General features: G+C 71.9%; 9 protein-coding genes and 1 pseudogene. 7 read left to right on the top strand and 3 right to left on the bottom strand.

Annotated elements, in window-relative coordinates:
• The 6 genes and pseudogenes from BUE45_RS28035 to BUE45_RS28010 form a co-directional block, all read left to right on the top strand.
• Positions 1-180 (top strand): annotated as a pseudogene (locus BUE45_RS28035) (aldehyde dehydrogenase family protein); the annotation flags it as partial.
• Positions 181-674: 494 nt separating this feature from the next.
• The gene (locus BUE45_RS28030) at positions 675-1,622 is read left to right on the top strand and encodes an RpnC/YadD family protein (protein WP_073383896.1); all 948 of its coding nucleotides are present in this window, start codon (positions 675-677) and stop codon (positions 1,620-1,622) included.
• Positions 1,623-1,979: 357 nt separating this feature from the next.
• On the top strand, positions 1,980-2,243 hold the full coding sequence (locus BUE45_RS28025; protein WP_073383894.1) for a hypothetical protein: 264 nt from the start codon (positions 1,980-1,982) through the stop codon (positions 2,241-2,243).
• Between the two features lie 855 nt (positions 2,244-3,098).
• Positions 3,099-3,536, top strand: a complete 438-nt coding sequence (locus BUE45_RS33940) for an ArsR/SmtB family transcription factor (RefSeq protein ID WP_073383908.1) — start codon at positions 3,099-3,101, stop codon at positions 3,534-3,536.
• A gap of 1 nt (position 3,537) precedes the next feature.
• Complete coding sequence (locus BUE45_RS28015; protein WP_073383893.1) at positions 3,538-4,182, top strand: SRPBCC domain-containing protein; 645 nt, start codon at positions 3,538-3,540, stop codon at positions 4,180-4,182.
• 166 nt (positions 4,183-4,348) lie between these two features.
• Entirely contained in the window at positions 4,349-4,840 is a 492-nt protein-coding gene (locus BUE45_RS28010) for an SRPBCC family protein (protein WP_073383891.1), read from the top strand.
• A gap of 2,388 nt (positions 4,841-7,228) precedes the next feature.
• Here the strand turns inward: BUE45_RS28010 and BUE45_RS28005 are convergent.
• Positions 7,229-7,738, bottom strand: a complete 510-nt coding sequence (locus BUE45_RS28005; RefSeq protein WP_218619601.1) for a PaaI family thioesterase — start codon at positions 7,736-7,738, stop codon at positions 7,229-7,231.
• Positions 7,739-7,806: 68 nt separating this feature from the next.
• Here BUE45_RS28005 and BUE45_RS28000 point away from each other — a divergent pair, with 68 nt between their 5' ends.
• Positions 7,807-9,135, top strand: a complete 1,329-nt coding sequence (locus BUE45_RS28000; RefSeq protein WP_073383890.1) for an aminotransferase-like domain-containing protein — start codon at positions 7,807-7,809, stop codon at positions 9,133-9,135.
• 190 nt (positions 9,136-9,325) lie between these two features.
• Here BUE45_RS28000 and BUE45_RS27995 read toward each other — a convergent pair whose 3' ends face one another.
• Complete coding sequence (locus tag BUE45_RS27995; RefSeq protein ID WP_178378680.1) at positions 9,326-10,192, bottom strand: carbohydrate ABC transporter permease; 867 nt, start codon at positions 10,190-10,192, stop codon at positions 9,326-9,328.
• Entirely contained in the window at positions 10,192-11,130 is a 939-nt protein-coding gene (locus BUE45_RS27990; RefSeq protein ID WP_084738019.1) for a carbohydrate ABC transporter permease, read from the bottom strand. The genes BUE45_RS27995 and BUE45_RS27990 overlap by 1 nt, the downstream gene beginning before the upstream one ends.
• Between the last annotated feature and the right edge of the window lie 18 nt (positions 11,131-11,148).

The raw sequence follows: 11,148 nt of genomic DNA, 5'->3' as shown, positions 1-11,148 counted from the left end.
GGTGCGGGGGAGGACGCGGTCGCGTTCGAGCGGGCCGCGGCCCAGACCCTGACCCGGGTGGTGCGGCCGGGGCCGGACGCGGACGGCGGCGAGGACGTCTGGGCCGATCCCGATCCGGGCCTGTCGCGGATCACCCCGTTCCTGGAGACCAAAACCGTCTGGCACCCCATCGGGATCTGAAAAACGGCCGCCTTCCCCCGAGGAGGGCGGCCGTCGCTTTTCGCACGATCCGGATGAAACCGATTCCGAGCACACCCGGATTCGAGACACCCACGCCGATGAAACGCGAGCCCGGGCAACAGCCCGATCCCCCGACCTGGAATTCCAGGTCGGGGGATTTTTCGTTCACTTATGACCCGATAAGAACCTTTGGCGAGGACAAAAGGAAAAATTCCTCACACGACCCCTACCTGCAAGAACATCGGTACGAAGAAATTTTCCGGCACAGCCGGAGCACAACGTTCCCTATCGTCATTGCCATCGCGCCACCTCTGCTCGACGACCGAACACAGAGACCCCGCGACGCCCACAAACGCCCGGAGACATGACCGGTGATTCCCCGACCCCGAACAGATCGGATCGCCGGCGTGATCCGTTCCGCGCGAACGCCGCCCCGGCCCCGACCGAGGACGGCGGCCCGCGGCCTCTGCCACACGACCACGGAAAGTAGTTCGATGCCGAGCCGATCCCATGAGATCCCACTCCGGCTGATCCAGAACCGCCCGGAGACGGTCGCGGTGCTGCTGCGCGAAGCCCTCGGGTATCCGGTCCCCTCCCATACCGAGGCGGTCCTGACCTCCCCTGCGCTGACCAACTGCGACCCCAAGGAGTGGAACGCCGACGGAGCGGTCCTGCTCCGCGACGGCGAACGCCACGTCCTGGCCGTGGTGGTGGAGCGCCAGCACCGGCCCAGCACGGAGAAGCGGTTCAGCTGGCCCGCCTACCTGGTGACCCTGTACGGGCGGCTGCGCTGCCCGGCCGTACTGGTGGTGCTCTGTCCGGACCGCCCCTCCGCGGCCTGGTGCGCGGGGCCGATCGAGATCGGACACCCGGGGTTCGTGCTGCGTCCGCTGGTGATCGGCCCCGAGCAGACCCCGGTGATCACCGATCCCGACCGGGCGCGGGAGCTGCCGGAGTTGACGGTGCTGTCCGCGCACGCGCACGGGGACCACGACGGCCGGGTGCTGAAAGCACTGGTGGAGGCGTTGGATTCCGCTGGTGAAACGAATCGTCCGTTCTACTATGACTATGTACTGGCCGGCCTCAACGAGGCGGCCCGTAAGGAGCTGGAGGGTTTGATGTCCGTGGAGACCTACGAGTGGCAGAGCGACTTCGCCCGCAAGTACGTCGGCCTGGGTAAAGAACAGGGCAGGGAGCAAGGCCGGGAAGAGGGCCGAGAGGCAGGCCGGGCAGAGGGCAGGGAGCAAGGCCGGGCAGAAGGCAGGGAACAAGGCTGGGAAGAGGGCATTGCCAGCAGCGTGCTCCGCATCCTGCACAAACGCGGCCTCACCGTCACCGACGACGTCCGCACCCGCATCAACTCCTGCGGCGACCTCGACACCCTGAACACCTGGCTGGACAGGGCCCTCGACATCACCCACACCGAAGACCTCTTCGACTGACCCACTCCTTTTCCACAACGCCCCGGCCCTGGCCCCGGGAGGACCCACCCTCCCGGGGCGCACGGCCACAACCCCTACACACTGGGGCCTCCAACCGCAGAGGGTGAGACCTCAACTCCAGCCGTTCCAAAAGCCCGCCCGCTTGGAGTGGGCGATCAACGGAACGCAGACCTCATCCCGTCCCAGCCGATGGGCGGCAGTGTGCCAGGGCCGTGCGCTGGGCACGCGTCCACAGCGGTGGGGGTGTCGCTCAGAGCCGGGGCGAGTAAGGCGATTCCAGCCCATCCCTCAAGGCGGGCGGAATGCCTCCTGAAAAAGACCACGCGACAATCGGCCCGTAAGGAACTGGAGGGCTTGATGCCCGTGGAGACCTACGAATGGCAGAGCGACTTCGCCCGCAAGTACGTCGGCCTGGGTGAAGAACAGGGCCGGAAGGAGCGCCGAGAAGAGGGCCGGAGGGAAGGCGTTGCCAGCAGTGTGCTCCGCGTCCTGCACAAACGCGGCCTCACCGTCACCGACGACGCCCGCACCCGCATCAACTCCTGCGGCGACCTCGACACCCTGAACACCTGGCTGGACAGGGCCCTCGACATCACCCGCACCGAAGACCTCTTCGACTGACCCACGGCGCACGGCCCAGGCCGATCACCCGACCGGGGCCTGTGCCGCAGTGGTTTTCCTCCGAACGGGGGCGCCCGGCCACAGCCGGTCAGATGGCCGCGACCTCGGCCATAGCCGGAGGGTTTCGCTCCCAGCTCAGGTCGCGGGGGTGAGAGCTCGACCGGAGTTCTCCGAAAGCTCAACCGCTTGGAAACGGCGGCCAGCGGAGCGTGGACCTGGCCCCGGCGCAGTCGGCGGGCGGCAGACTTCCAGGTCGGTGCGTTGGGCGCACGGCCCCAGTGGTGGGGGTGTCATCCGGGGCCGGGTCGAGCGAGGCGATCCCACCCCAGCCCTTGAGACGGGAGGAATGCCCCCTGCAAAGGACCAGGCGCGCGAGGAGCGGCCCGAACGTAGAGCCCACCCATGCCCTCCCAATGCCATAGGGGGTGAAACGTGCACTGTCCTGGGACCCCGGCCACAGCCGGTCAGCGTTGATCCACACCCCGACCCCAGGCGGTTGACGAGGGCGTACTCGGCTCCGCGAACCCACGGGGGTGAAGGCCGCGCGCACCTGCCGGCCGCACCACAGGGGGTCGCCCACCCACCTGGAGCCCCCGGTCACAGCCGGAGGGTACCGCTCCCACACCAGGTCGCGCGGGGTAAGGCCGCGGGTACCCGCGGTCCGCGCTACCCGGGGTCGTCCACCCACCTGGATTCCCCAGCCCCAGCGGGACCCTGTCGCTCCAAGCTCAGGTCGCGCAAGGCGAGCCCGCGCACGCCCGCCCCGCCCCGCCACCGAGGCCCCCACCTCCCGGAGCCCCGACCAGAAAACATCGCCTCCACTTATATAAGTGAAATCTGTTACAATCCTTGACCGTGCACGCATTCGACATCCTCGGCGACCCGGTGCGCCGACGCATCCTGGAACTGCTCGCCGACGGCGAGCAGACCTCCGGCGCGATCACGGACGTGATCCGGGCCGAGTTCGGACTCTCCCAGCCGGGGGTCTCACAGCACCTGCGCGTGCTCCGCGACAGCGGGATCGCGTCGGTGCGGGCCGAGGGCGCCCGCCGGTTCTACTCCGTCGAGCCCGCGCCGCTGCGCGAGGTCGACGCGTGGCTGAACCGGTTCCGCCGGTTCTGGGACCAGCGCCTCGACGCCCTGGAAACCGAACTGGCCCGGGGCAGGCGCGCAGCGCGGACCCCGCCCGGCGGGGTGCCCGGCCCACCGGCCGTATCCGAGTCCGACGCCGGCACCAGCACCGACAACAGCGCCGGCACCGACCAGACCGATCCCCGAGCGCAAGGAGCATGACATGAAGGACGCCTTGGATGAACTGGCCGCCGCACGCCGGGCGATGGGCAAGGGCAGCCTGCCCGCCGGCGACGCCTACACCATCGAGGTGCGGCGCCGGTACCGAGCGCAGATCGAGGACGTCTGGGACGCCGTCACCGATCCCGAGCGGCTGGGCCGGTGGCTGAACCCGGTCACGGGGGACCTGCGGCTCGGCGGGAGGTTCGAACTGGACGGAGGCGAGCACGGCGAGATCCTCCGATGCGAGCCGCCGCGCCTGCTCAGGGTGTCCTGGCTCTACGGCCCTGAGGCAGACGCGTGGCCCGGCACGAGCGAAGTGGAACTGCGCCTGGCCCCGGGTCCGGCCGGCGACACCGAATTCGAACTCATCCACGCGGCGGCCGTCGGGGAACCCCTCTTCCCGACGTACGGCCCCGGTGCCGGCGGCGTCGGCTGGGACCTGCGCCTCCTCTCCCTCGCCCGGCTGCTGGCCGGGGTCGAGCCCGTCGACCACGAGATGGTCGAGAAGTCGGCCGAAGCGCGCGAGTTCATCCGGCGCAGCGCCGCGGCCTGGGGCGAGGCCCACCTGGCCGCCGGCGGCGAACCGGAGCACGTCGCGGCCGCGGTCGAGGCCACCACCGGGTTCTACGCGCCCGACCCGACCTGACCTGCGTTCTCCGGTGGGCCGGCCGGCGTCCGCCGCACCGCCGCCCGTCAAAAGCGCCGACCGCGAAACGGGGCCCAGACCCCTCCGCCGACCAGCACGGAGGCCACGGCGGTCGGGACGAGCAGCACGACGACCTGTAGTCCCGCACCCGGAAGGAACGCGCGCCGTGAAGTACACCAACTCGATCGAGATCGCCCTGCCCCGGGAGCAGGTGGCCCGACTGCTCGCCGACCCGGCGCACATACCGAAGTGGCTGCGGGGGATCGTGCTGCACGAGCCGGTGGACGGGATGCACGGACGGCTCGGAACCACGTCACGGGTCGTGATGGAGGCGGGGCGGCAGAAGATCGAGCTCACCGAAACGGTCACACGCCGGGAACCGGAAAACCTGCACGACATCCCCCGGGAGGTCGTCGTCCACTTCGACCGCGAGACCGCCGGCGCGGGCATGTGGAGCGTCGTGCGCGATCGGCTGACCGAAACCGGTCCGGAGACGACACTCTGGGAGAGCGAGAGCGAATACCGGTTCAGCGGCCTGCTGATGCGGCTGGTGGGGCTTGTGATGCCCGGTTCCTTCCACAAGCAGTCGCAGCAGCACATGCAGGACTTCAAGGCGTTCGCGGAACAGGGGAAGGACGTCCGCGAAGGACGGAACTGACCCGCCGTGAAGAGCGCCGTGTTCCGTTCGGCGTGTGCGGGAGGCGCTTGAGAACCCGGAACGGAACGGCGCGGATCGTCCCCCACTTAGGGCGCCAGGCCACAGCCGGCCGGTGGGCCGGAGCCTGCACCGTAGTGGTTTTCCGCCCGACCGGGGCGCCAGGCCACAGCCGGTCGGCGGACCGGGGCCTGCGCCACATGGTTTTCCACCCGACCGGAGCGCCCGGCCCCAGTCGGAGGGTGTCGCTCCCCCCTCAGGTCGCGGGGGTGAGAGCTCGACCGGAGTTCTCCAAGAGCTCAGCCATCTGGAAAGGGCGGCCAGCGGAGCGTGGACCTGGCCCCGGCGCAGTCGGCGGGCGGCAGACTGCTGAGGCTGTGCGTTGGGCGCACGTCCGTGGTGGTGGGGGTGTGTTCCGGGGCTGGGTCGAGCGAGGCGATCCCAGCCCAGACACAGCGGCGGGAGGAATGCCCCCTGTAAAGGGTGGTGGGCGCGAGGAGCGGCCCGTACGTAGAGCCCACCCATGCCCTCCTTAACGCAATGGGGGGTTGAGCGTGCACTGTCTCTGGGCCCAGGCACAACCCGTGAGCATTGATCGCCACCCCGACCCCAGGCGGTTGACGAGGGCGTACTCGGCTCCGCGAACCCCTGGGGGTGAAGGCCGCGAGTACCCTCCCCGCCCAGCCAGTGGGGGTTGTCCACCCGCCTGGAGCCCCCGACCCCAGCCGGAGGGTGTCGCGTCCACGCAAGGTCGCGCGGGGTAAGGCCGCGCGGACCTGCTCGCCTAGCCGCGCGGGGGTGAGGGCCGCGCGCACCTGCGTGCTCGCGGCCTCGGTGCGTCGTGGTGCGGGAGGGTGCTTTGGTGCTGGTTACTGCGTCTGGGGCTGGTGTTCCAAGCGAGGTCGTGAGCAACCGCGGCTGCGCGGGCGGACCCTTCCTCCCTTTCCAGATGGTCGAGCGGGGCAGGCCTCGCCCGGACCCGCCCCCGGACAGCACACCCCCACCACCCCACACGCGCGACCCACGCACCCGCCCGGCCGTCTGCCGCCCGTCGCATCGTGGGGGCGGATCCGGCTCCGCCGGTCTGTACCTTCCCAAGCGGCGGGCGTCTTGGAAACCAAAGGTTCTGGACGGGCGCGACCACAGACCGCCCTTCCCAACGGGTGACCGTCCTGGAAGCCTCCACGTCCGTCCCACCCCCTCGGGCGGAGCACGCGGGAGCGTGCCCCGAAACCCCCTACGGCGGGCCGAACAAGAGCGCGCGGCCCTACCCCGCGCGACCTGCGGTGGGAGCGATGCCCTCCGGCTGTGGCTAGGCGCTCCAGGCGGGTGGACAACCCCCAGGGGCGCGGCCAGCAGGTACGCGCGGCCTTCACCCCCATGGGTCCGCGGAGGGAGATATGCCCTCGTCAACCCCCTGGAGCCGGGGCATGGATCAATGTTCACCGGCTGTGTCTGAGGCCCCAAGACAGCGCACGTTTCACCCCCTACGGCGTTGGGAGGGCATGGGTGTGCTCTACGTTCGGGCCGCTCCTCGCGCCCCCCGCCCTTTGCAGGGGGCATTCCTCCCGCCGCTGTGTCTGGGCTGGGATCGCCTCGCTCGACCCAGCCCCGGAACACACCCCCACCACCGGCGACGCGCGCCCAACGCACCGACCCTGCGCTCTGCCGTGCGCCGACTGCGCCGGGGCCAGGTCCACGCTCCGCTGGCCGCCCTTTCCAAGCGGTTGAGCTTTCGGAGAACTCCGGTCGAGCTCTCACCCCCACAACCTGAGCAGGGAGCGACACCCTCCGGCTGAGGCTGAGCATTCCAAGTGGGTGGACAACCGCCACTGGCTGGGCGGGGCAGGTACGCGCGGCTTTGACCCCCGCGTGTCCGCGGAGCCGAGTACGCCCTCGTCAAGCCCCTGGAGCCGGGGTGGCGATCAACGCTCACCGGCTGTGTCCGGGGCCCCAAGACAGCGCACGCTCAACCCCCCATTGCGTTGAGGAGGGCATGGGTGTGCTCTACGTACGGGCCGCTCCTCGCGCCCACCACCCTTTGCAGGGGGCATTCCTCCCACCCCAAGCGGCTGAGCTGGGATCGCCTCGCTCGACCCAGCCCCGGAACACACCCCCACCACCACGGACGCGCGCCCAACGCACCGGCCCGCCGCTCTGCCGCACCCCGACCGCGCCGGGGCCAGGTCCACGCTCCGCTGGCCGCCCACCCCAAGCGGCCGAGCTTTCGGAGAACTCCGGTCGAGCTCTCACCCCCGCGACCTGAGCGGGGAGCGACACCCTCCCGCTATGGCCAGGTCCCCGGTCCTCCGACCGGCTGTGCCTCGGCGCCCCGGTCAGGGCGAAAACCGCCACCTCGCAGGCCCCGCCACCCGCGCCCGCCCCCACACCTCACCTCCCGAAAGCGCCGTCGCCGCGCAGGGTGATCACCGCGCTGGTGACCGTCGCGACGGTCTTCCCGTCCGCGCGCACGACCTCGCAGGCGTAGTGGGTGATCGTGCGCCCCGCATGGGCGGGGCGGGCGCGGGCGACCAGCTCCCCCGACCAGACCGGGCGCAGGAACACCACCCTGAGGTCGATGCTGGTGAACGACTCCCCCGGCCTGATCAGCGTGGACCTGGCGGTGCCGATCGCCGCGTCGGCCAGCTCCGCGAGGAAGCCGCCGTGGACCGTGCCCTGCTGGTTGCCGTGCAGCGCAGGGTCGGCCACGACGCGGACGGCGGCGGTCCCGGCCCCCACCTCGACGATCTCGAAGTCCAGCAGCCGGGAGATCGCGGTCGGGTACCGCATCGGCAGGGGGTCCCCCGGCGGCGGCCCGCCGGACACGACGCCCTCCAGGTAGGCCAGTACCGGGAGGTCGCCGTCGTGCGGCGCGGGCGCGCGGCCCGTGTTCTGCTCCATGCCGCCACGCTAGCCCCGGGACCCGCTACGATCTCGGCATTGTCCTGGATACAGGATCGGGGGCACCGGTGGCGCACGCGCGATACAAGACCATCGTCGACGGCTTCGCGTCGCGGATCCGCGACGGGCGGCTCCCGCCCGGGACGCGGCTGCCCACCCACCGGGACCTGGCCCGCGAGCACGGCGTCGCGCTGGCGACCGCCACCCGGGTCTACGCCGAGCTGGCCGGGGCGGGGCTGGTGGTCGGCGAGCCCGGCCGGGGCACCTTCGTGCGCGACCAGAGCGGCTACGCGGGGGCCGAGCCCCCGCGCGTCCCCCGGGAGCACCGGGTCGCCGACCTGTCCTTCGGCCGGCCCCTCTCCCCCGGCCAGGACTCCGACCTGCGCGCGGCCCTGCGGCGCCTGGCCGCGGCGGGCGACGCCGGGTCCCTGCTCCTACAGCCCCCGCCCGGGGGACGCGCCGCCGACCGGGCGGCGGTGGCCACCCACCTGCTCGGCGCGGGGATCGACGCCGCCCCCGACGAGGTGCTGCTCACCGCGGGCGCCCAGCACGGCCTGGACAGCGCGGTCCGCGCGCTGACCCGCCCCGGCGAGGTCGTCGCCGTGGACGAGTCGACCTACCCGGGGGTCAAGCTCACCGCCGGCCTGCACGGCGTCGAGCTGGCCCCCGTGCCCCACACCCCGTCCGGCATGGACACCGGCGCGCTCGACGCCCTGTGCCGGCGGCGCTCCGTCGCCGCCGTCTACACGATGCCGACGGTGCACAACCCGCTGGGGACCGTCATGGACGGGGAGCGGCGCCTGGCGCTGGCCGCCCTGGTCCGGCGGCACGGCCTGGTGCTGGTCGAGGACGGCACGCACGCCTTCCTGGACCCCGGGGCGCCGCCGCCGGTCCGGTCCCTGGCCCCCGGGCGCACCGTGTACCTGGCGAGCCTGTCCAAGAACCTCGCGACCGGGCTGCGGTTCGGCGCGCTCGTCGCGCCGTCCGCACTGCGGGGCCGCCTGACCCGCGCGCTGCGGGCGTCCACCTGGGGCGTGCCCCCGCTGGTCGCGGCCCTGGCCGCCGGCTGGCTGAGGGACGGGACGGTGGAGCGGCTGGAGCAGGAGCGGCGGTCGCGGGCCCGCCGCCGCCAGCGCCTGGCGGCCCGGGCGCTCACCGGGCTCGACTACCGGGCCCACCCCGGGTCCGACTTCGGCTGGCTGCGGCTGCCGCGCGAGCCGCGGCCGGCGACGGTCGCGCGCGACCTGGCCGGGCGCGGCGTCCTGGTCTCCACCGAGGAGGCGTTCGCCGTGGGCCCGCACCCGGCGCCCGCGCTGCGCCTGTCGCTGTCCTCCCCGGCCTCGTCCGCGGAGCTGGAGCGGGCCCTGAAGGAGGTGCGGGCGGTGCTGCCGGAGTGAGGGCCGGGCGCCGGGAGGCCGCGCGGGGTCGGCGAGGTGTGCACCCGCGGTCGAGGGCGGGCCGGGCGGGGGCGGCACCGGCAGGCGGGAGCGCCGCGGACGCGAAGGAGCCCGGGAACGCGGTCGAGGACGGCGACCACGTTCCCGGGCCCGGGGGGCAGGGACGGCCCTGGGGGGGCCGCCCGCCCGGTCAGTTGGCCAGGCCCGTGGAGGCGTAGCCCTCCACGAAACGGCGCTGGAGCACCAGGAACAGGGCCAGCACGGGCAGGGCCATGATGAGCCCGGCCGCGGCGACCAGCGCGTGGTTGACGGTGAACCCCTGCTGGAACGAGTACAGGGAGATCGACACCGGCAGCGCCTCGCTGTCCTGGATGAAGGTGACCGCGAGCAGGAACTCGTTGTAGGCCTGGAGCGCGGCGATCAGCCCGGCCGTGAGCACGCCCGGCCAGATGAGGGGCAGCACGATGCGGAAGAACACCGTCAGCTCCCCGGCCCCGTCGATGCGCGCCGCCGCCTCGTAGTCCGGCGGGATCGCGATCAGGTAGGACCGCAGCAGCAGCGTGCTGAAGGGGCTGTAGATCGCCCAGTAGATGAGGACGAGACCGAACTGGGTGTCGTACAGGCCCGTCTTCGTCCACCAGGAGACCAGCGGAACCAGGAAGAGCTGGAGCGGCAGGGCCGTGACGACCAGCAGGTACATCGTGATCGCGCCCGGCGCGGGCACGTCCAGGCGCACCATGGCGTAGGCCGCCGCCCCGGAGATCAGGCAGACCCCCACCGCCGTGGCGGTGACGATGACCGCGCTGTTGCGCAGCCCGGTCGCCATGCCGGCGTTGTTCCAGGCGGTCAAGAAGTTCTCCCACGCCGCGTCGGCGGGCAGGCCCATGGGGTTGGTGCTCAGCTCGGCCGGCGTCTTGAGGGCGCTGAAGAACAGCACCACGATCGGGGCCGCCGCGTACACCGCCAGCAGGATCAGCAGGAGGTACACCAGGGGGCCGCCCCGGTTCGGGGAGCCGAGCCGGCGCGGACGCCGGGAACGGCGTGCGGTCGTCGTCATCACACGTCCCATCGGAGTCGGCGGCGGAGCACGAGGTAGCCCGCGATGGTGAGGGCGCTGATCAGCGCCATGACGACGCCGACCGCCGAGGCGTGGCCGGCCCGCCCCTCGCTGAACGCGGTGCGGTAGAGCAGCGTGCTGAGCATGTCGGTGGAGCCCGCCGGCCCGCCCTGCGTGAGGATGTACACGTAGTCGAAGACCAGGAACGACCAGATGATGGTCATGAGGAACAGGAACACCAGGGTCGGCCGGATGCCCGGCAGGGTCACGTGCCAGAACTCGCGCCAGCGCCCCGCGCCGTCCAGGCGCGCGGCCTCGTACAGCGACGGGTTCACGGACTGCATGGCGGTCAGGAAGAGCATGACCAGGAAGCCCCACCACTGCCAGTTGTTGATCATGGCGATGGCGCCCAGGGCCAGGTCCGGGTCGCCCAGGGGGTTGAGCCCGCCCACCCAGGGCACGCCGAACGCGTCCAGGGCCGGGATGAGGCCCGCCGTGGGGCTGAGGACCTGCCGCCAGACCGCCGCGGAGACCACGGTGGCCATCACGTAGGGCACGAAGAAGATCACCCGGAAGAGGGTCCTGCCCCGCCGGATGCGGCTGAGCAGGTAGGCGCCGAGCAGGCCCATGCCCATGGGGACCGTCAGGAAGAAGAGGGTCCACACCAGGTTGTGCCGCAGGGCGTTGAGGAACGCCTCGTCGCCCCACAGGGCGGCGTAGTTGTCCCACCCGACGAAGCCGGGGGTGTTGATGCCGTCCCAGTCGGTGAACGAGTAGGCCACCGAGGAGAGCGCCGGACCGGCGATCACCAGGACGTTGACCACCAGCAGCGGGGCGAGGAACAGCAGCCCCGCCGTGCGGCGGCGCGGGGTTCGCGACGCCCGGGGGAGGGCCCGCGCGCGGGCCCTCCCTTCGGCGTCATGTGTGTTGACGGACATTCCGCAGGGTTTTCCGTT

This window comes from Nocardiopsis flavescens (assembly GCF_900141985.1).
GTDB classification, from domain to species: Bacteria; Actinomycetota; Actinomycetes; order Streptosporangiales; family Streptosporangiaceae; genus Nocardiopsis; species Nocardiopsis flavescens.
The sequence above is the reverse complement of the archived record's forward strand: the minus strand, read 5'-3'. Positions and strand labels throughout refer to the sequence as shown.

Excerpts from the sequence above, each read along its gene's own strand:
- BUE45_RS28030 (WP_073383896.1), top strand. The coding sequence starts at position 675 with ATGCCGAGCCGATCCCATGAGATCCCACTCCGGCTGATCCAGAACCGC.
- BUE45_RS27995 (WP_178378680.1), bottom strand. The coding sequence starts at position 10,192 with ATGACGACGACCGCACGCCGTTCCCGGCGTCCGCGCCGGCTCGGCTCC.
- BUE45_RS28015 (WP_073383893.1), top strand. The coding sequence starts at position 3,538 with ATGAAGGACGCCTTGGATGAACTGGCCGCCGCACGCCGGGCGATGGGC.
- BUE45_RS28025 (WP_073383894.1), top strand. The coding sequence starts at position 1,980 with ATGCCCGTGGAGACCTACGAATGGCAGAGCGACTTCGCCCGCAAGTAC.
- BUE45_RS27990 (WP_084738019.1), bottom strand. The coding sequence starts at position 11,130 with ATGTCCGTCAACACACATGACGCCGAAGGGAGGGCCCGCGCGCGGGCC.
- BUE45_RS28005 (WP_218619601.1), bottom strand. The coding sequence starts at position 7,738 with ATGGAGCAGAACACGGGCCGCGCGCCCGCGCCGCACGACGGCGACCTC.